The 19,117-nt window shown below is 55.0% G+C and carries 20 protein-coding genes; 10 read left to right on the forward strand and 10 right to left on the reverse strand.

Annotated elements, in window-relative coordinates:
* The first annotated feature begins 31 nt into the window (after positions 1–31).
* From AC5JQH_RS21985 to AC5JQH_RS22005, 5 genes are read left to right on the forward strand one after another with little or no spacing between them, the layout of a single operon-like run.
* The gene (locus tag AC5JQH_RS21985; RefSeq protein ID WP_493806033.1) at positions 32–3,739 is read left to right on the forward strand and encodes an ATP-binding protein; all 3,708 of its coding nucleotides are present in this window, start codon (positions 32–34) and stop codon (positions 3,737–3,739) included.
* Positions 3,739–4,401 carry a hypothetical protein gene (locus tag AC5JQH_RS21990; protein WP_493806034.1) on the forward strand — a complete coding sequence of 221 codons (663 nt, stop codon included), beginning with the start codon at positions 3,739–3,741 and terminating at the stop codon, positions 4,399–4,401. Before AC5JQH_RS21985 ends, AC5JQH_RS21990 begins: the two co-directional genes overlap by 1 nt.
* The gene (locus AC5JQH_RS21995) at positions 4,398–5,717 is read left to right on the forward strand and encodes a hypothetical protein (RefSeq protein ID WP_482901616.1); all 1,320 of its coding nucleotides are present in this window, start codon (positions 4,398–4,400) and stop codon (positions 5,715–5,717) included. Before AC5JQH_RS21990 ends, AC5JQH_RS21995 begins: the two co-directional genes overlap by 4 nt.
* The gene (locus AC5JQH_RS22000) at positions 5,714–6,577 is read left to right on the forward strand and encodes a DUF7281 domain-containing protein (protein WP_482901615.1); all 864 of its coding nucleotides are present in this window, start codon (positions 5,714–5,716) and stop codon (positions 6,575–6,577) included. The genes AC5JQH_RS21995 and AC5JQH_RS22000 overlap by 4 nt, the downstream gene beginning before the upstream one ends.
* Positions 6,574–7,425: a BrxR family transcriptional regulator gene (locus AC5JQH_RS22005; protein WP_493806035.1), complete on the forward strand. Its 852-nt coding sequence runs from the start codon at positions 6,574–6,576 to the stop codon at positions 7,423–7,425. The genes AC5JQH_RS22000 and AC5JQH_RS22005 overlap by 4 nt, the downstream gene beginning before the upstream one ends.
* A gap of 9 nt (positions 7,426–7,434) precedes the next feature.
* Here AC5JQH_RS22005 and AC5JQH_RS22010 read toward each other — a convergent pair whose 3' ends face one another.
* The 10 genes from AC5JQH_RS22010 to AC5JQH_RS22055 all read right to left on the reverse strand — a co-directional run bounded on the left by AC5JQH_RS22010 (position 7,435) and on the right by AC5JQH_RS22055 (position 13,061).
* The gene (locus AC5JQH_RS22010) at positions 7,435–8,685 is read right to left on the reverse strand and encodes a type II toxin-antitoxin system HipA family toxin (protein ID WP_493806036.1); all 1,251 of its coding nucleotides are present in this window, start codon (positions 8,683–8,685) and stop codon (positions 7,435–7,437) included.
* 12 nt (positions 8,686–8,697) lie between these two features.
* Entirely contained in the window at positions 8,698–9,000 is a 303-nt protein-coding gene (locus AC5JQH_RS22015; RefSeq protein ID WP_493806037.1) for a helix-turn-helix domain-containing protein, read from the reverse strand.
* 218 nt (positions 9,001–9,218) lie between these two features.
* Positions 9,219–9,425: a hypothetical protein gene (locus tag AC5JQH_RS22020; protein WP_493806038.1), complete on the reverse strand. Its 207-nt coding sequence runs from the start codon at positions 9,423–9,425 to the stop codon at positions 9,219–9,221.
* Positions 9,426–9,437: 12 nt separating this feature from the next.
* Positions 9,438–9,689: a hypothetical protein gene (locus AC5JQH_RS22025; RefSeq protein ID WP_493806039.1), complete on the reverse strand. Its 252-nt coding sequence runs from the start codon at positions 9,687–9,689 to the stop codon at positions 9,438–9,440.
* Positions 9,676–10,266, reverse strand: coding sequence for a hypothetical protein (locus tag AC5JQH_RS22030; RefSeq protein ID WP_493806040.1), 591 nt, complete (start codon positions 10,264–10,266; stop codon positions 9,676–9,678). The genes AC5JQH_RS22025 and AC5JQH_RS22030 overlap by 14 nt, the downstream gene beginning before the upstream one ends.
* A gap of 101 nt (positions 10,267–10,367) precedes the next feature.
* Positions 10,368–10,853 carry a DUF6283 family protein gene (locus AC5JQH_RS22035; protein ID WP_493806041.1) on the reverse strand — a complete coding sequence of 162 codons (486 nt, stop codon included), beginning with the start codon at positions 10,851–10,853 and terminating at the stop codon, positions 10,368–10,370.
* 110 nt (positions 10,854–10,963) lie between these two features.
* A complete protein-coding gene (locus AC5JQH_RS22040) occupies positions 10,964–11,701 on the reverse strand; it encodes an SEC-C metal-binding domain-containing protein (RefSeq protein ID WP_493806042.1) in 738 nt (245 codons plus the stop codon).
* Positions 11,702–11,762: 61 nt separating this feature from the next.
* Positions 11,763–12,308 carry a hypothetical protein gene (locus AC5JQH_RS22045; protein WP_493806043.1) on the reverse strand — a complete coding sequence of 182 codons (546 nt, stop codon included), beginning with the start codon at positions 12,306–12,308 and terminating at the stop codon, positions 11,763–11,765.
* A gap of 92 nt (positions 12,309–12,400) precedes the next feature.
* Positions 12,401–12,694 (reverse strand): hypothetical protein, encoded by a 294-nt coding sequence (locus AC5JQH_RS22050; protein WP_493806044.1) that lies wholly within the window; start codon positions 12,692–12,694, stop codon positions 12,401–12,403.
* Between the two features lie 127 nt (positions 12,695–12,821).
* Positions 12,822–13,061, reverse strand: a complete 240-nt coding sequence (locus tag AC5JQH_RS22055; protein WP_493806045.1) for a hypothetical protein — start codon at positions 13,059–13,061, stop codon at positions 12,822–12,824.
* A gap of 112 nt (positions 13,062–13,173) precedes the next feature.
* Between AC5JQH_RS22055 and AC5JQH_RS22060 the strand changes: the two genes are divergently transcribed.
* The 5 genes from AC5JQH_RS22060 (at position 13,174) to AC5JQH_RS22080 (ending at position 19,004) form a co-directional block, all read left to right on the forward strand.
* Positions 13,174–16,566 carry a UvrD-helicase domain-containing protein gene (locus AC5JQH_RS22060; protein WP_493806046.1) on the forward strand — a complete coding sequence of 1,131 codons (3,393 nt, stop codon included), beginning with the start codon at positions 13,174–13,176 and terminating at the stop codon, positions 16,564–16,566.
* 33 nt (positions 16,567–16,599) lie between these two features.
* Positions 16,600–16,845, forward strand: a complete 246-nt coding sequence (locus AC5JQH_RS22065; protein WP_136630775.1) for a hypothetical protein — start codon at positions 16,600–16,602, stop codon at positions 16,843–16,845.
* Positions 16,839–17,831: a hypothetical protein gene (locus AC5JQH_RS22070; RefSeq protein ID WP_482901614.1), complete on the forward strand. Its 993-nt coding sequence runs from the start codon at positions 16,839–16,841 to the stop codon at positions 17,829–17,831. The genes AC5JQH_RS22065 and AC5JQH_RS22070 overlap by 7 nt, the downstream gene beginning before the upstream one ends.
* 85 nt (positions 17,832–17,916) lie before the next feature.
* The gene (locus AC5JQH_RS22075; RefSeq protein WP_136630773.1) at positions 17,917–18,261 is read left to right on the forward strand and encodes a hypothetical protein; all 345 of its coding nucleotides are present in this window, start codon (positions 17,917–17,919) and stop codon (positions 18,259–18,261) included.
* Entirely contained in the window at positions 18,261–19,004 is a 744-nt protein-coding gene (locus AC5JQH_RS22080) for a uracil-DNA glycosylase (protein WP_136630772.1), read from the forward strand. Before AC5JQH_RS22075 ends, AC5JQH_RS22080 begins: the two co-directional genes overlap by 1 nt.
* Positions 19,005–19,117 lie beyond the last annotated feature (113 nt).

Below are 19,117 nucleotides of genomic sequence, written 5' to 3' on the forward strand. Positions count from 1 at the left end.
GAAATCCGCACACTTGCAGTTGAGGCGTCGAATGGAATTTGGTCTCCAGAAAATCGTATTGATTGATAGCTACGTCGAGGGAAGAGCCTCAGAAATAGACGTTTCCGGCCATACCAACATCAGTGGTGATAACGGCATCGGAAAAACGAGTTTTCTGAAGCTGGTACCCATCTTCTACGGCGAACAGCCACGGCGACTGATCATGGAGAGCGCCAACGGGAACGAAGGGTTTAATCAGTTCTACCTGCCGCGCACAGGCTCCTATCTTGTATTTGAATACCTCAGCCATGGCCAGCCCCGCATGGTGGTGTTCTGCAACCAGCGGGAGCGCACCAGGCACCGGCACGTTTTCATCGATTCCCCATACCGTGAAGACGTCTTTATCGATGTCGAGAACAAGGAAATCCTCCCCGCCCATGCGATACTGACGCGCCTCAACGCCATGGGTCTTCAGTACCTCAACGTCGACACGACGCAACAGTACCGGAAGATCCTTCTGGATGGCACGGTTCCCAAGGCGTACCACTTCAGCATGTGCCCAAGAAACAGTCGAATGTCGAAGCTCACGCCGCTGTTTACCGGCATGTTCAAACGGGACGTTCAGATCACCGACCTTTCCAGGGTTATCCAAGAGTACGCCATGGACAAGTTGGATGAGGATGCACGGCAAATACTTGAAAACTTCTCAGTCCACCGTGACCACCTGACTACCACCCTTACCCAGTATGACGCCTATCAGGCGCTGGAAAAGGCCCGGCCGGAATCGGACGACCTGAGCCGACTGCTCGATGAATACACCCTTGCCAACCGCAAGCTATCGGCCCTCGTGGTTGCCGCTAAAAGCAAGGTCACCGATCTGGATATCGAAGTCCGGGCGTGCGATGAGGCTATTGGCGAGACCAATATCACCATTGTACGGGAAGGAGACGAGCATGAAGAAGCGCTGGACAGGCTGGACCGGGAAAAGCGAGGTGTTGACCAAAGGCGCGGCCCCGTTGCAACCGCGATTGATGACCTGAAGCGCAACAAGTCGTCCTACGATGAGAAGGACATGCCCGGGTGGCAGCGCAAACTCGAAGGCATTGGCCAGCTTGAGGGCCGGCACGAGAGCTACCGGAAGCAGCTGACCGCTCTGGAGGAAAAATCAGCGTCAATCCGCCAGCCCATCGAACGGGAGATGGCCGCGGCAAAAGAAACAGCTCAGAACGAGCTGGAAAGACTCAATGAGGAATACAGAAAGGCGACGGAGAATCACAAGCACGAGCGTAAACGGATCACTGACCGTCATACCGTCGAGATCCGTGAGCAGGCTCAACAGCAGCAAAGAGAAGCGGCGGCTATCCAATCCGACCTTGGCAAGCTCAACGCCAATATCAGCACTCTGGAGGAGCGGGTAAACAATCCCCAGGCCTCAGCGGACCTTATCCGGCAGTTCGAAATCGCAGAGACCGCCAAAGACAAGGCGCAAGATCTCTCGGACAAGGCCCACGACGCACTGAGAGATGCCGAAGACAGGCACAAGTCAGCCAGTGACCGTTACCGAACGGCCGATGAGCGGTTTGGTAACGCACGCACTGAATGCGAAAAAGTTGAAGACCAATACAACGAGGTTCTGAGCCTGGTTAACGGGCAGGAATCTTCTCTCATTTACTTCCTGAACAACAACAAACCGGGCTGGCAGAATACGCTTGGCCGGGTACTGACACCGGACATCCTGCGCGAGAACAACCTCTCTCCTGCCCTTGATGAACAGGCCCCGGACAGCACGAGCTTGTGCGGTGTTCAGATCGATTTCTCCCGACTTCCCGAGCAGGAACTAACCCCGGCTGCCCTGCAGGCCCGCCTTGAAGAGCTTGGGGGGGAGTTGGCGGCCGCCGAATCCGAAGAGCAAGACTCTGAGAAAGCACTCAACCGGGCAAACGCTGATCGCGAGAGCGCGAAAACACATGAAAACGCCTGTCGCGAGACCTACAAGCGGGCTTTCAGAGAGCTCAGCGACGCCCGGGATACCCTCAAGAAGATCAAGGCCGAAAAAGAGCAATCAGAGCAGGACAACAAGGCTGCCACTGAACTTGAACTGAAGGGTTTGTACGAGCAACAAGATTCTCTGACTGAGAAGTTTGACCAGCTCCAGGCGATGCATGATGAACAAGCGCGGGAACTGGAGCATGTACACACAGCCAAGCTTGAGGAATTTGAAAGTGCCCATGAGAGCGCCCTCGAGCAAATTGAGCAGTCGCGAACTGACGCCATCAATACTCGCAAAAACGATCTTGATCGCTTGCAGAAGCATCTGGATCAGTCGCTGGCTGGCCACCAGATTGACCCTGAGGAGATTGCCAATCTCGCCAAGCAGGTCGATGAACTTGCTAAAGAAATTAAGTCGATTCGTGAGAAAGAAGTGCTGATCAGCAGCTTCCGCCGATTCATGGACGAGGAGTATGCCCAGCTACCTGACTATGAAGCGAAGCTCGAAAAAATGGACAAAGAGCTTCTTGGGATCCGCCAGCAACGGAAAGACGAAATCAAGCGCTGGGAGGGCCGTAAAAAGGAATTGACCGCCAAGGCCGATGAAATGCAGAAAGCAATGAGCCAGGCCAGCTCGGACGCGAATACGCTCAGGATCAGCATTGTCCAGAACTCCGGTGATCGAGACCTGTTTGTACGTGAGGAAGACGAGAGCCTGGCTTTGTACCGGGAGATGAAGGCCGGCCACCTTATCCGGGACTACCAATCACTGTTGCAGACAGAAAGCGCGAAGCTCAGCGACCTGAAGAAACTCAGCAGCCGGTTCGCCACCATTTTCGAGAAGTACAGTGGCACCCCCAGCACCCAGTACTGGCAGGAAACTGTTATGGACTGGGACGGCACTGACGAACAAATCATTACCCGGGCCCGGGCGATTCTGGAGTACTTCAACGGGGGCAAGCATGACCTTGTGCGGGAAACCCTCGCGTCCGGATTCAGCAACCTTGACCAGATCGACATCTACCGGAGCGCGATGGAAGGCTTCGACAAGCGGATACGTCGCTTTAACCGGGAACTGTCCGGACACATTCACGAGAACCTGAACTTCCCGGCCATTGAGCGGGTGGAGCCGACGATCACCTTTGAGCTGGAAGAACTGGACTACTGGAAAGACATTAAGGCAGTCGCCGATGGGGTTCGCGCCTGGCGAGAGAATTCCCCGCTCAACAGTCTTCCTGATGAGGATCTGGTGTTGTCACTGCGCAACTATCTGGACACTTTTGAGGAGTCCCGGGCCAATGTCTCGGTGAAGGAGCTGTGGCGCCTTATTCGGTTCCGGTTCTCGATCATTGAGAATGGCCACCACAAGGTCGGTTCAAGCTCCAAGGATCTGGCCAGCAGTGAAGGCCTCTCCTCGAATGGCTTGTCATACATCGTTCTGATTGTTCTGTTCCTCGGGTTTATCGACATGCACCGAAGCGGGCAACCGGTTCATCTGTCCTGGGCCCTTGATGAGCTGCGGGCCTTCAGTAACAAGAACAAGCGGGTACTGCTGGACATGCTCACCGAGCACAACATCAGTCTGGTGACCGCCTGCCCGGACATGGAAGATCGGGAGCTGGGCATCTTCAATCAGGTCTACATGATGGACCGCACCGATGGTGACCGCCGGTTTATCCATTGGAACGTGCCTGAGCCGGGCGCAGTGGCGGCAAACAACCCGTTCAAGGACATTGAGCCGGCCGCAGCGGGCCAGCAGGGAGACGTATGATGACCGATACCCTTTCCCCCAACGACTCGCAATCGACAACCTCAGAGGCTTACCGCACCCTCCTGACACAACTGATGTCCGGACAGGTCATCTGCCAATGGTCTGCCCCGTCACTTGCCCGACTCCTCGAGCGCGAGGATGTGAAGAACCGGGTAAACCGCTGGGCGTCCGAAATCGGCATGCAGTTGGCCTCGACCAGTTCCGGCGCCGGGCACTATCTGGTGTACGAGGGGTTCGACAGCAATGCCAAGGCGGTATCCCGGGAACTGTTTACTCGCCTGATGAAGAGCCTTCGCTTTTACGTGCAGACGCTTGAGATGCTGATGAATGCGCTGCACCCGGAGATGACCTTGGTCCCCGGTGAAGAGTTGCGCTTCCATAACCTTCTGCACCAGGTTGGCCAGAGCCCCAGCCTTCAGACCCAGCTGGGCAACCTCCCGTCATCAAAGCGGCATACGGCCTACAAAGAGCAGCTGGACAGTCTGTTCTCGGTTCTACTGAAGGAAGGGCTTCTGGTGGAGGCCAATGCCAAGCACTCGATCTATCAGGTGACCTCCCGCATTGAGTTGATACAGGACCTGATCATTTTCATTCAGGAGAATGAAGAACTACCGGAGCCTGAGATTGATAATCCCGGGCCCCGGCAGGGGCAGCTGACATGACCATGGAGAACAACCACCACCCGCTACTGGACCTGATCCAGCAACTCTACAATGCCAGGGAGTTGGTGGTTAGCGCCTACGAGCGTTCCGGGGTGGATCTGGATGAAAAGTCGCTGCGCTTACTTGAGCCTTTGATGAAAACGCATCTGGTGCGCACAGAAGGGGCATCGGGCATCCGCCTGAACCAGAAGCTGCAGAAAGTTTTCGACTCCGCCCTGCGCAAGGACCGGATTGCTGCGATCAACACCGACCTCAATTCAGAACTGCAGGCCGCGGAGCTGGCCATGCGTCAGCTTCAGGATGTGAAAGGGCGTGGCCGGTACGATGAGATGCTGGCCGCCCGGGACGACGTGGAGCAGCACTTGTTGTCGATCTACGACATTCTCGACGATAGCAGCACGACCATCTTTAACCGAGTCACCAGCAGCTACGGGATTCGGAGCAATCCGGAATTCCGGGTTCGTGAAAACGAGATGTACAACCGCCAGCTCTCGAATCTGGTGGAAAGCTACAACCAGATGCGATCGGGCCTGAAGGACGAGCCCTTTTCGCTGGATGCGGATATCAGCGCCTTCATCGGCAACCTCGATGTCCGATGCATGGAAGTGGTCGATCGGATCCGGCTGACCCAGAACACCATCCGAGACAACCTGTTCCGCGTCCGGGCCCTTGAGGAGCGGGCACGTAAAATCCGGGCGGTGGCCGATCACCTGCGACTGAACCCGGGGTTTGAAGCCGAAAAAACACAGGATGCTCTCGGCAAGCACCCGTACTTCTCCAGCATTACCCCATTGGCCGTGCAGGCCGCTCCTGACCTTAGCGATATTGGTGCGGAAGAAGGGTGTGCGGAGCTGGTTGCCCGACTCAGCCACTCGCTCAAATATGAAGTACCCAAGGTTAAGCGGGAAGACTCCAAGTTCCGGTCTGCTGACAATGAAGAACGCACTATCGAGGTTTCAGCACGGGACAAGATGGTGAAGCGAATGCTGGCTGCCTGCATTGACCAGGGCACACCCGTCTCTGCCCTTTCCTTCTGGCACAGCCAGGAGCGCGAACCGGAAATCGTAGACCTTGAAGACCGGGAATGGCTCTACGCGGTTGCCATCTACATGGACAGCGACCCGGTACTTCCGAACGGCCGGAAGACCTCGGGCTTTGTTCGAATGCACATCCATGCCGTACCCACACACGCTTTGTCAGGCACCTTTTCATTGGTGGACCTGTACCTGTATCCGGCAGGCACCCGCATTGAGACGGTAAAGCGAATGGCCGCCGGCCAGTCAGAACCCACAGCCGATGAGGATGTCAGTGCGTGAAACCCAGTCGGCGTGAAATTCAGCAGGCCCTGAAAGTCGTTCAGTCCGCCAGCAGCAACTTTACGGTCAACCAGACCCTCAGAGAACTGCAACAGCGGGGGTTTGGTTACTGTGTGGGTAAGGAATACCGGATTGAGCGTCTGCAAAAGCGACTGCTCAAGGACTGGCTGAGGCAGCATGGCATCAACTGGCAAACACCATGGTCTGCGTTCAGCGGGGACCGGGTGCAGACGGCGGCCTCGGCGATCGATGAAAAGCTCTCGAAGAGAACGGATGAGGGAAAGCGGATACTCATGGGAGCCTTGGGGTGCCCGGCCATTAATGGGCAGCAGATTCCCCAACTGCCTGGCGGGTACCTGTCGATGCCGCAGGAGGCAATTACCTGGATCGAATGCGACTATCTGGTTCTGGTCGAGAACTACCCGGCCTTCACCCGCTTGAGCGAGACCTCCGGTCACTTCAAGGGACTGCGACTGCTTGCGGTGTACCGGGGGGACCCGGAACGCCCGAACGGTCAGGTCTGGGCCCGGGAGATGGCGGGCCGTACCGGCATACCCCTGGCCGCTTACGCTGATTTCGACCCCGCCGGTTTGTGCATTGCCTTCCAGTCTGGTGCGCAACACCTGATCCTCCCGGAACTGGAAAGTCTTTCAGTCGTACAGGGTTCAGCCGAGGATTTCACTAATCAGCATATCCAGTGGGAACACCTGAGAAACATGGTTATGCCGGCCTCCCTGCAACCGTATTTTCGCTTCCTTGAGCAACGGCGGGAAGGGTTCACTCAGGAACGGCAGATTGCACAGCATACCACTCTGAAACTGGTGTCCATGGCACCTGCCCGTGGGGGCCACCACTCATGAATAGCCGTGCTGATTTCTGGGACTTCTCCCGCGAAGACCGGTACCGGGCCATGGAGGTCCTGCTGCAGTGGGAAGGCGCCTGCAATGCTTCTCGGTTGAGTGAGCTCTTTCGTGTCCGGCGGGAGAACGTGACGCGGCACATCCAGGAGTATCGGGCGGAGTTTCCCGGGCAAATGGATTACGACGCAATCGGCAAGGTGTTTCGCCCTACCCCGGCCTTCGAGCCCCGGTACAGCCGTGGTGTAATCAGCGAATACCTGACCCTGGCCCGGCGATTTTACACCGGTGATGGCAACCATTCATGGCTGGATTGCGGCCCCTCGCCTCACATAGAGCCGGATCCGGCCGTTTTCCGGGGCATGGCACAAGCGATAAAAGACCAGTACCCGGTACTTACACGGTACCGTTCATGGAACCACCCGCAGGGCGTTGTACGACGGATTCACCCCCATTCGTTGGCTTATTCAGGTCTTCGCTGGCACTGCCGGGGGTTTGATGAGCGAACCGAAAGCTACCGGGACTTTCATCTAGGCCGGATCGACAAACTGGTTCCGGATGGGCCTCCGGGCACCGGCACCGCCCGAGATAATGACCGGGACTGGAACGAATACATAATTCTTACCATGGGCCCTAACCCAGGGTTATCACCGGAAGAGCAGAGTCTGGTCTGTGCGGATTATGGGATGTCTGATGGAAAACTCAGTGTGACGTGTCGGCGGTCCATGGCCCACTACGTTTTACAGGCATACCAGGTACCGACTGGGGGTGGCACCTTTGGCACCCCGCGAAGCTACCCCTTGGTATGTGAGAATCTTGATGAGATCAGGAACAACCTCTTTCAGAGCTAAAGAGTTCAGCTACTCCGCCAGGGCCTGGTCCATGTCGTCATGGTCAAACGCACTTTCCATGTAGGACTTATCGCTGTCTGACAGACCGTAGGTTTGTGCCTTCGTCCTCCACTCCGAAACTGCGATGGCAACTTCCTTGCTGATGGCCTTTGCCTGCCCTTCATCAATCCCGTAGTACCCTGCTGTCTCCATTGCCAGACCCAGTCTGGCCGTACGGTCTCCATATTCATCGATCGCTGTTGAGAGTACCCGAGGTCCCACATCTGCTGGCACCGGGTTCATGTCGTAAGCAGGCGAAAGCTCCCAGCCTCCCGTACGCTGCAAGAACCCATGATTGCGGAGGTGGTCGTCGGTATTTGAGACCAGAATATTAAACACCAGGCGGCGCCACAATTCCTTCAGGTCTCTCCCAGGATGGGCACCATACTGGGAAATGCCATCCACGATATCCAGATAGCTTCTCTGCTCTCCATCTGAGGCACCGACCATCGTCAGAGCGCTGATGAAGTGGATTCGCTCCTCCTCAACTCTGTCAAAGCGGTTCATGAGAAGAATCGCCTTGCCATTTTCCTCAATGAGTTGAAAGCCCGGAACTTGAATGCCGGCCGACTCGGCGAGATCCAGCATCAAAGCCTCCCATCTGATGACTGGGTATTCGTCATTATCCCTTTCGAACTTAGCGACCATGGTCTGGCCACCGGGATCTCGGACAACAGCCTTCGGGCGAGCCCCGCCAAGGGATGAACCGGGCGCAAAAACCAAAGCGAGGTCTTCATCGGTTTCCTGATGGGCATCAACCCGGGCGACGGCACTCTGAATCTTTCTGAGATCAATCAGCGGCGGCACTGCTACACCGCCACTTGCCAAGTATGGGCCACCGTTTGTGCTGAATCTTAAAGCGCCCATACGCACGGCGTCATGGATTCCAAGGAGAAAGTCCGATTCAAACAGTTGTCGTGCCCGACGACCTTCTTGCTCGGCCAATCTCTTTTCCTGCCGAACAACCAGGTAACGTCCCCAGCGATCGGGGGCGGAATCACTGAACACATTGAACAAAGGTTTGTTGGCAGGCGGGAACTGAGGACCTTGCGACAACGGCAGATCGGGCTCGAGTGCAAAACGCCGTTTGTGGTTAAGCCAGTCTTTGTCATATTCAAAGGACGTGCGCTCTTTCCCACGAGCGATGATTAACCGCATGGTGCCCACTTTGGTCGGTTGCTGAGCTCCTGGCAGCTCAATATGGATATCGATATCGCTCACTGCGCCTCCTGTTTACTTTGTCCGAATGCGCTGGGGCAGTCTTTCTTCTTCAAGCATCTGCCCCACTTCGTCGTTCGAGACAGAGGCAAGGTCCGCCAGCCCGTCCAACATCTGGAGAACAAACAACGCCTGCGCTACGTGTCCAAATTGAACCGTTGGGTCGCCGTTTTCGATTTTCCGCAACGTGGGTTCGCTGACGCCCATGCGCTCCGCCATGGTGGCAACCTGGATAGGCCGGCGTTTTCTAGCTGCCCGGAGATCGGCACCCAGTTTTTTGATGGCCTTTTGTACGGGAATAGGATACTTGCGCTTCATCGTCTTAACCCAAACTGTGGCTTTTCTTAGACCCATATTAACGAAACTATAGTTTCGCTTATATTACACATTGCCGCTAGTGTTGGAAATGAAAATAAGAGAAACCACGCTTTCCCTTACATGCAATAAGCGAAAGTATAGCTTGCCTTAAGGCGAGATAGTGAAATTAAAACAGGAAGGGTAAATCAGGAGGCTTTGTTGTCCGCCGGGCATTGAGCTCAATCTGTCGATGTCCGCCCGGGCGGCCAGTTGTCTGTCGATCTCAAACGCATCACGTCTTTCATGACCATCGCCTCCAGGCTTTTGAGTTGCTCGCCCGTTAAACGACCTGACACAGACTCGATGTCCTGAAGGATTAGCTTGTTGTCTACGCATTCGGGGAGCGCGTGAAGAACCTTGACCCGATTCATATTCGGTTCCTTCATCTGGCATATCCCCTACGACTTCTCTTCAGTGCCATCAGCTTCAGACTTGTTTGAATCTTTCTTGGAATAATACCAAAAACACAGCAGCCCCCATACAAGGGTTGCTATACCTGAACCCATGTACTCATAGTCCTGAAATATATAGATACCACCGGGCACCAAAATGAGGAACAAGATAATCATTATGATCGTTCTTTTCGTGCCATAACGTCTCACGTCTATCATGGTTTCACCTTTCGACAAATGGGTTTCATCGGCCTTCATCACTTAGGCCGCCTGCAATTTTGCGTCGCTCTTCTTGCAGACGAGCAATCTCATTATCGATTCTTTCCAAAGCGCTACCAAAGGCCCGGTTAAAGCTATCCTCAGCTTCCTGCGTGTCAATGTCACCCGTTTTCACCCAGTCGTAATCGAAATCACCGATCTCACAAACTCCCCTGAGATTGTCATGAGAGATTTGACCATTCCGGCGCCAGGCGCTCACGGATTGTTTGGTAGTGCCAAGGGCGTCAGCAATCTGTGAATCGGCCATGGGGATGGCATCAAGGACGGCAGTTAACCGCTGAATAAAGCCCTCGATCCCAGGCTTGCCTTTTCTGGCAGTCGGCAAAGGCTTCTTCGACTCTGGCGTCATTGGTCCGCGGTTAAGCAGTACATAATCCCGGTTGATCCCCGATTCTTTGCAGACATCCGTGAGGGTGTCGTAGGGCATCAGCTCTTCCTGCGTCAGCATCAGCTGAAGGCTTTCTTCGGTAACGCCCAGGGCGCCTGCGATTTGTTTTGTGTCCTTGCCAAGACTGACAAGAGCATGGGTCAGGCGGGCATTGGCTGGATGAGACATGATGAACTCCTTAAGTTGACGGTTATTTTAAATTAGCAGTCAGCCTGCTTTACCGTCAACTAAATTTACTTAAGAGCATATCAAGCTGGTTTAGTAGCGCCCTAGCGGCACTTTTTCAGACATTCCTCAGACTCACCAACACCATTGGCGATCGCCATCTCGGCATAACCATCGTGTAACTCATGACCCGCGGAATCCACGTCGTCGCCAATAGCGCCCTGAAGGCGCAGTAACCGCACAGCCAGGTTATGGTCAGCACCGCGCAGAAGGAACCCGGCGCACATTGCTGGTTTCTTCTTTCCGGTCTGGTGACAGGCAAATTTCCTCTGAGACATGTCATAAGCCGTTGGCGCGGAATGTCGAAAGGCCTCGGCCGGGAACACCCCCACGGCATCCTTTCGCCAGGGGCAGTCACTGCAAGGAGTCCTACGGTATAGCGTGTCGCCACCAAGAACAGTCACTACCTGGTGCTCCTCGCCGGCCGGGCGAACACTTGTAACGACTGATTTCGCTTTCGACGTGCCTTTCGTACGGGATTCTTCGTCCGCCCAGGTGTGGGTGGTGGATTGATCTATTGCCCGGGGCATGCTGGCCTCCTGATGTCGGTTACTGGATCGTCTGGCTTCCATTTTTGCCCAGGCGGTACCGGGCTGAACATATAAGGTTTTGCCGTCCTAGAACCTTCTGCACTCACACCTCAAGTCTTCTGAAACCACTCAGGATCCGACAACATAGATGGCGTCATAACTGCGAGCCAAGGCCGCGCAATAGGGGTTTGGCTTCCGGAATGCCTATCAACCTCGTAACCATACAAAGCATCATATCCAAGCCTTTTCGCATGCACACAAATGGTCTCAATCAGATTTCGAGTCTCATTATGGAGAGTCGCAATTTGAGCTTCTTGCTCACGCAATCCCTGAGCCATGTACTGTCGAATCTTTCGCTGAAGGTGCTGACTTGCCTTCAAAGACCGCTCTGGACCACGAGGCATTAGCGGTCTGAGCACATCGCCTGTTTTCCAGCATTCATGCCAATATTCTGGTTTTGCGTTCTCATAAAGACTCACCACCGAATCCTTCTCCAGAGAGCGCCTTAGAGCTTCACTCCCCTCGTAGTTAAAGGTCGTGTCCAGCACCTTCGCTCGATCGGACAAGCTTGACCTCGCAATGTAGTGTCCGGCCCCCTTTGCATAATCCCAGTCAGTAGTAAAAAACAACGCTGTGTGCGCTAGCGTCCACGGGTCCTTTGACGGTGGGTTTGAGCTCCATTTATTAAATTGAGCCTTGGTGCCATGAAGCCAAACCCTCTGACTCAGCTTTTCCTTAAGCTCGGTTGAGAGCTTTACCTCCGCCAAGGCAGTTCCGGCCACGGCGCAGCATTTTTTCCATTTCTTCCCGCTTCCGCAGGTGCAGGGATCATTTCGACCAGGTTTCACTCGGACCTCTCTTCGGTGTTAGTAGAATTTTATCTCCAAGACTTTTGCCAATTACTGCATGTTAGAAGTCGTCCATTCCTCCAAACGAGTCATCGATACCGCATCCGAAATCGTCATCGAAACTGCAGCCAATGCCGTCATCAATTCCGGTTCCCAGATCATCACCGATGCCGCTATCAATGGAGTGCATGTCGTCGGAAGCGCCACTGGTTCCGAACAGATTTCCATCAGTATCAATGCCGCCAACCATGGCCAGGCCGGTAGCAGGATTGATTGAGGGCTCTGAAAGCGAGTCGTCAACAACGTTTTCGGCCATTGAGCTGGGCCCGGAGGAATCATCAGGCCACGCGGTAGCGGTAGCTGCAGCCGCTGTGCCGGCAGCAGCACCTTCGAAGGCGACACTGGAATTTTTAGGCGCACTGCGTTTGTTTTTAGAGTGGCTGGGGTTCAGGTAGGGGTTACCGGTTTTCGAGTCAATCAGAATCTCCCCATTGCGGTACCGTTTCAGATCTCTGGATCCTGCATACATTTGCCAGAGGCCCCAGCAGGTTAACAGTACGGGAGGCACGACAATGCCCCACGGATGAATCATTGCGCCAATTGGCATTGTGATAATCAGAAAAACAATATTGAACAGCATGACGTTTCGGCCGGGCCGACCTCCTCACCAGTAATTGAAATTCAAGGTTTGCCGCATCATTAGTTTCTGAAGCGGGCTCCTGCTGCCGTTGCCGAGCTTGACCCGCCAACGCCCATCAGAAATCCGAAGTCGTACCAGGCTCCGTTGTTATAGATCGCGTAAACGGCGATATCCTCTGAAAACAAGCTGCCAATAAAGGCCGGTACCGCGATCATTCCATGCCAGAGGCCATGCCAGAATCCGACAACATCAGCGCTCTGGGCTTCTTGGAAAGAAAGGCTATCTGCACATCCAGCCAGGAGGATGGCAGCGATAACCACAAAAGGACCCTTACATATCGAAAACCGGTTCATTGCTCGCTTCCTTCCTGCTTTTTCTTCCGGGGCTTCCGGTTCTTGACCCCTCCACTCTCAACGTACCTTTTTGACCGATCTGACACTGCACCTGTGTCGACAATGGTGATCTGAAGCATTTTTAAGGCTACCGGAATATCGCTGTCGCCTTCATAGCGAAGAACAACCAGGGTTTGTACGGTGGAGCGCTTTCCGCTGACCGAGCCGTAACGTTTAGCGGCTGACGAGATCCGGGCAATGCTGTTCCGAACACTGCCGCAGTGTCCGGTGCCGGGATATAGAGGCCCGTGGCGCCAGGCTCACCATCGAAAAGCTCGGTGAGTGGCATGGACTCCATGGAGATGTATTTGCTGCTCGACGGCTTCATTTTTCGTCCTTTGTGATTCGTATTAGAGGAATACTACCAACTATCCCTTGCAAAGTACACCACGCACGGTGTATTATTGGTTTCAGGTTAGGATAAACGAATCGAGGCAGATATGACTATCGCACAAGACCAACAGGGCCGTGATCTGGCCGTAGACCCCGGCAAATCCGTTATCGTTGAAGCTGGCGCCGGTTCTGGCAAAACCGCCAATCTGGTTGTCCGCAAGCTCCGGTTGCTGGCTGTTTCAGAGAACCCGGAAGAAGTACTTTCCATCACCTTCACCCGCAAGGCGACGGCTGAAATGCGCAGCCGGGTCATTGGTGCGCTGCGCACCGTTGCTCTTGGCGCTACTGCCACCAACGCTTACGAAGAAGTGCTTTATGACAGCGCACGCGCCGCCCTCAAGCGCGATAAAGAGATGGGCTGGAATCTTCTGGATAACCCGAGCCGTCTTCGGATCGTTACCTTCGACTCGCTGGCTCACATGATCGTCCGGATGTCTCCCATTACCTCCCAGCTTGGCGGGCCTGTGGTTGTTGAGGAAGACCCCTCACCTCTGTACGAGAAAGCAGTGGATCGCCTGTTTCAGTCTCTGGACTCCCAGGGCGACGACAGTCTGTCTGAAGCCGTTTTCCAGTTCCTCGACCTGATGGACAACCGCCAGGTTCGGGCCCGGTCGTTCCTTACCAACCTGCTGGCGCGTCGTGACCAGTGGCTGGCCTACGTACTCAGTGCGCGTGATCGTGGGGAGTTCTATGACCTGATCAACGAGTCCTGCACAGAGCTGGGCCTTGGCACCATTGCCGAGATTTCCACGGTTATTGAGGTGGCCGGCGTTGGCCCTGCTCTGGCTCAGCTGTGGTCCTATGCCACTGAGAACGGCGTTAAATCCAAAGCCATTGCAGAGCTTGCCCGCTACAAGCAGTTCCCGGATACCAAAGAGGTCGATCTTGTGTTCTGGCGCGGCCTGGTCGATTTCATGCTGACTTCCGGCCGTACATTCCGTAAGCGCCTGACCGACAAGGAAGGCTTCCCGGCTCCGAGCAAGCTCAAGGGTGAGGAGAAGAAAGAGGCGCAGGCCATGAAGGACCTGTTCTCTCAGGTAGTCAGCGAGATTGAAGATATCAATCCTGATGCCTGCGCCCTGCTGAATCGTTGTGGTGTTCTGCCTGAGGCTATCGAAGAAGGTTCGGATGCGCTGGCTCTGATGGACACTCTTGTTGAGATCCTGCCGGTATTGGCCGCAGACCTTCAGGTCATCTTTACTGAGCACGGCGCCGCGGATCATGGCCACGTCTTCCAGGCGGCTCTGCAGGCGCTTGGCGATGAAACTATGCCCGGTGAGGCTTCCTTGTCTCTGGACTACCAGATTCGCCATATCCTGGTGGATGAGTATCAGGACACATCCAAACCTCAGACCCAGATGCTTAAGCGCCTGACGGCCGGCTGGGAGCAAGGCGATGGCCGGACTCTGTTTCTGGTTGGTGATCCGAAGCAGTCTATCTACAAGTTCCGGGACGCCAACGTGTCTAACTTCCTCGCAGCGCGTCGTAACGGTTTGGGCGATATCCGCCTGACAGCGGCCTACCTGACCGAAAACTTCCGTAGCACTGAAGCCATCATCGAGTGGAATAACATGGTGTACGGCCCTGTGTTCCCGGCCGAGGAAAACATCGCCCGAAGCGAGGTTACCTTTAGCCCTTCTACTGTGCCGGCGGGTGTTTCTGGTGGTAACGGAGTGGTCGTTCGCGGCTTCTACGGTGACCCGATCAATAACGCCATGTCTGAGGCCGACTATATCGCCACCAAGTTGAAGGACATTCAGGCCCAGCATCCGGAAGAGACTTCCGCCATCCTGGTACGTAACCGGTCGCACCTGCGCGAGATTCTACCGGCCCTGAAGCGCCACAAGATTGCGTGGAAAGCGTCAGACATTGATCCGCTGTCCTCTCTGGGGGTGGTCTCAGACCTGCTGTGCCTGACTCGAGCCATCATGAACCCGGTGGACAAGCTGGCATGGGTAGCCCTGCTCCGCTCCCCCCTGGTGGGCATCACAATGCTGGAGATCAACAGCTTTGTGGGTAGAGCGAACCATGTCTGGTCGGCTCTGGGTAACATTCGTCAGCCGATGGTTTCGGCAACCAAGGCGGTTCTGGACCGGTTCACCGAGGTCATGACCGAGGCTCTGGGCCGGTACCAGCGCAAATCCCTGCGTCAGGTGGTCGAGGGTGCTTGGGTTGCCCTTGGCGGCCCCACCCTGACCAAAGACGCCGGTGAGCTTGAGGCTGTGCGCCAGACGCTGGACCTGATTTCCGGTCTGGAGGTGGGCGGTACCATCATGGACACCGAGAACCTGAACCGCTCAGCTGCTCGCCTTTATGCATCGGACGCCGCCGGCGCGGATAACGCCGTCGAGATCATGACCATGCACAAGGCGAAGGGCCTTCAGTTTGACTCCGTATTCCTGCCGGGCCTGGCCAACGGCACCCGCCCGGATGAGAAGAGCCTTTTGTACTGGGATGAGTGGCTGAATGATTCCGGCCAGTACCGGATGGCCATGGCGCCTATGGCACCCCCAGGGTCCAAAGATGTCCCGCTGTATGATTTCCTGCGGGCCCGGGAATCGGACAAATCCCGCCAGGAAATGGCGCGACTGATGTACGTGGCCACCACACGCCCACAAAAGCGCCTGTTCCTGACCTTTGGCCTTGATGTTCTGGACTCCGGAAAGATTGCCACACCGGGCAAAAGCTCACTGCTGGGCATCATCTGGAAACAGATCGAAGATCAGGCGGAGCTCTCTGAGTCCCCTGTCCGCGAATCTGTAACCAAGGCGCCGGAGATGGTCGTCACCCGCATTGAAGGCAAGAATTTCCTGAAGTCCGGGAAGCTGGCTGCTCCCCTTGCCCAGTATCGAGGCCCCGAGCAAGGTTTCGGCAATGAAAATGTCCCCGAGCTCTCATGGGACAATGCCGTAGCCATTGCTGCAGGTACTGTCTTCCACCGGTTCCTGCAGCTGCTCAATGACAAGCAGATCCGGGAAGTTAACCCCGCGGATGCTGCAAAGTTCAAACCGTTCTGGGAGCGCCAATTGCGCAGCCACGGCCTGCCGATCGGCAAGTTGAATCAGGGTGTAACTCTCGTGGAAGAGGCATTCAAAGGCCTGAACAGCGAGGACGGCCGCTATCTGCTGGCTGATCATGACCAGAAAGAGGCGGAGAAGCCGGTTACCCTGGTGGTCGATGGCGAAGTCCAGGATCTGGTGATCGATCTGACCTTCGTCGACAACGGCGTTCGCTGGATTGTCGACACCAAGACCAGTGCACCTGCTGAAGGGGAACCGGAGCACGCATTCATTGCCCGGGAATTGCAGCGCTACGAAGAGAAAATGGCTCTGTATGGAAAAGCGGTTGCCCATCTCGGCAATGAGCCGGTGAGACTGGCGCTCTACCTGCCGCGGATTGGCCGAGTGGCCACCTACGGCGAACATCGGGCGGCGGCTTAACGGCCGCCCCAACCATCAACCCAGGAGAATCTCATGCCACGTCATATCACTGTTGTTTACACCATTCACGACGAGGCGGCCGCCAAGGACGAACTTGAACAGCTTGGCCAGCGGTACCAGGCCTACGATCCGGAGAATCCGCCTGCGATCGGGATCTCAGCCATGTCGAACAGTAATGAAATGCTGCGTCTTGAGCAGATCGAAAAGGTCGTAGGGTCCAAATACGGTGACGAGGCTGTTGATGAAATTGAGACGATACTGAGCCGGGTTTCATGCTGACAAGTGACCATCGCATAGAAGGGCTGGGGCCATCGATCCGTTGTGATGGTCCCGATAGTCAAACCGTCTGCCTGTACAGCGTCGATAACGGTGAAATCAAAGCCATTGGCGCTGCCGAGCTCAACGTCTCAACCTCCCCTTGGGAGCTAAAACGCGCTATCGCGCCGGGCCATGGATATCGTTTTTTTGAAATGCTGATAGAGCTTTCAGGTGAAAATGGCATCAGGCCTACGACCCAAGGTGGGGAAGTTACGCCCAGGGCATCCGGGGTTTTCCAAAAGCTTTACATGGCCAAGCAGATCGAGCACAGACCGGTTAACGGTCTTCACTTTGAACGATGGCTGAACTGCGCTTACTACTCGATTAATCCTGATCAACTGAGTGATGTGCCCTTAAAGAACCATGAACGATGGATTAAGCAATCACGATGCCGTTTTCTTCGCTGGATGAACAAACTCGACATTGATGATAGGGGTGTTCTGAGCTCAGCAAGTACACTTCTGCGGAAAGTGGCTGACCTATATCAGCGTGACGAAGAGGGACACATGAGCATTGTCCGTTACGCTGCAAAGCTGCTTGGAGCAGAGTATAGGCGCATTGGCACTCCTCATATATCCCAGTTAAAAGCAGGATCTAGGCTTCCCGGATTCAAGGTTGATGCCTCCCCAAATTGTCAGTGGTATCTCTTTGATTCCTTAAGTACGGCTCAATCTCATGCGGCTTTGTGGGGAAAGAAGGTTGAGTACAAGTACTTCGAATCGGCGACACCTATTATTCATGTTGACCTTCACAGACTTGTCGAAGGTAACGAGCTTTTGCGGTCCAAGGTGATCAGCCGGCTGGGTATGAATAGCGCTTGGCAATTCATTGGTTTGTACTGGGGCATAGTTTCGGGTGAACTCGGAGAGAAGCGCTCAGCGGGATTTCGGGATAACTCGCAAATCTACTTCCAGGAAGGCGCTTTAAATCCTTCGTCTTCCTCATAACCAAAGGATACGTTCCGTAACGGACAGGTCGATGTAGTTTCGAGAAACTCTAAGCTATGCCTGATGGCTTCAAATAGGACTTTATATGACCGATGCCACCCAACCCTTATTCAATGATCCATGGTCCTCTCAGGAATATGCTGCACGCTGTGCACTGGATGTCGGGGACAACTGGAAGATTCGCTCTGTTTTCAGAGGGGTTCATCCTATGCTTGAAGACAGGATCATAGAGCTGGAACACGATAAGGCGCTTGAGGACGATCAAAAGTGGGCGGAACTCGACGCCACTTCAGGCCCGGTTGCATGGCTTCCGGAGGGCTGGATTCTGGTGGTGATGTACGATGAGGAAAACCCGCAGGACCTTAAAACAGGCTTCGTGAACGTGGACAAATACATGCGCAAACCGGCCGAGGCGTCCAACGACCACTAATGCAAATTTCAAAACAGATTCAGCAGATTGAAAACGACTGGCGCGATGTGTTGCTAGCGCATGTCGACAACCCGAAAGTTCATGCTCTTGAAGCTTTCCTCGGCGGCGACTGCGAAGAGCATGATATCTGCCCTCCCAGGGAAGACTGGTTTCGTGCCTTTCACACTACCCCGCCGGACCAGGTTAAAGTCGTGATTATCGGGCAGGACCCGTACATGAATGGCGAGGCTACTGGCCTGTCGTTCAGTGTGAAGCCCGGGTACAAACTGACCCCATCGGCCCGAAACATCGTGAAGGAAATCACCGGGCTCAGTAAGGTCACGGACCATAATGGTGATTTCTCGGAATGGGCTGAAAATGGGGTTTTGATGCTCAACACCTGCTTAACCACACGCTTTGGTCAAGCCGGAGCTCATGGCAAAAAAGGCTGGGAGGTTCTTACCGGAGCCGCGATCGATCACCTGGCGAAGCTGGACCAGCCTATCGTTTATCTTGCGTGGGGACGCTGGGCACATGATGTTGCGGCTCAAGACCAAAACCCGAATCATCACGTTATCCGGACGTCACATCCGAGCCCTCTTGCTGCAAGCAGGAGCGGCAAAGACTTCCCGGCGTTTCTAGGGTCTGGCTGCTTTGAAGCTGCCAACCAGATACTCTGTTTTAATGGACTGACGCCGGTACAATGGACGGTTCCAGTACAACCTACCACTGAGCCGGAGTCAGCCCAGGAGAGCCTTTTTTGAAGGTGCAGATTAGCGGGAATAAGATCAGACCAGCCAAATGCCCTTTGTGTGAGTCAGCGTTACGCGACTCTCTGGGCTTCCTATTTCCCTGCAAACACTACCCTCTGACCGAG

It is taken from the genome of Marinobacter sp. H13, assembly GCF_059072335.1.

Bases quoted from the DNA above. Each gene is read 5' to 3' on its own strand.
- AC5JQH_RS21985 (WP_493806033.1), top strand. From the start codon at position 32: ATGGAATTTGGTCTCCAGAAAATCGTATTGATTGATAGCTACGTCGAG.
- AC5JQH_RS21990 (WP_493806034.1), top strand. From the start codon at position 3,739: ATGACCGATACCCTTTCCCCCAACGACTCGCAATCGACAACCTCAGAG.
- AC5JQH_RS21995 (WP_482901616.1), top strand. From the start codon at position 4,398: ATGACCATGGAGAACAACCACCACCCGCTACTGGACCTGATCCAGCAA.
- AC5JQH_RS22005 (WP_493806035.1), top strand. From the start codon at position 6,574: ATGAATAGCCGTGCTGATTTCTGGGACTTCTCCCGCGAAGACCGGTAC.
- AC5JQH_RS22015 (WP_493806037.1), bottom strand. From the start codon at position 9,000: ATGAAGCGCAAGTATCCTATTCCCGTACAAAAGGCCATCAAAAAACTG.
- AC5JQH_RS22020 (WP_493806038.1), bottom strand. From the start codon at position 9,425: ATGAAGGAACCGAATATGAATCGGGTCAAGGTTCTTCACGCGCTCCCC.
- AC5JQH_RS22025 (WP_493806039.1), bottom strand. From the start codon at position 9,689: ATGAAGGCCGATGAAACCCATTTGTCGAAAGGTGAAACCATGATAGAC.
- AC5JQH_RS22030 (WP_493806040.1), bottom strand. From the start codon at position 10,266: ATGTCTCATCCAGCCAATGCCCGCCTGACCCATGCTCTTGTCAGTCTT.
- AC5JQH_RS22035 (WP_493806041.1), bottom strand. From the start codon at position 10,853: ATGCCCCGGGCAATAGATCAATCCACCACCCACACCTGGGCGGACGAA.
- AC5JQH_RS22045 (WP_493806043.1), bottom strand. From the start codon at position 12,308: ATGCCAATTGGCGCAATGATTCATCCGTGGGGCATTGTCGTGCCTCCC.
- AC5JQH_RS22050 (WP_493806044.1), bottom strand. From the start codon at position 12,694: ATGAACCGGTTTTCGATATGTAAGGGTCCTTTTGTGGTTATCGCTGCC.
- AC5JQH_RS22055 (WP_493806045.1), bottom strand. From the start codon at position 13,061: ATGAAGCCGTCGAGCAGCAAATACATCTCCATGGAGTCCATGCCACTC.
- AC5JQH_RS22060 (WP_493806046.1), top strand. From the start codon at position 13,174: ATGACTATCGCACAAGACCAACAGGGCCGTGATCTGGCCGTAGACCCC.
- AC5JQH_RS22065 (WP_136630775.1), top strand. From the start codon at position 16,600: ATGCCACGTCATATCACTGTTGTTTACACCATTCACGACGAGGCGGCC.
- AC5JQH_RS22070 (WP_482901614.1), top strand. From the start codon at position 16,839: ATGCTGACAAGTGACCATCGCATAGAAGGGCTGGGGCCATCGATCCGT.
- AC5JQH_RS22075 (WP_136630773.1), top strand. From the start codon at position 17,917: ATGACCGATGCCACCCAACCCTTATTCAATGATCCATGGTCCTCTCAG.
- AC5JQH_RS22080 (WP_136630772.1), top strand. From the start codon at position 18,261: ATGCAAATTTCAAAACAGATTCAGCAGATTGAAAACGACTGGCGCGAT.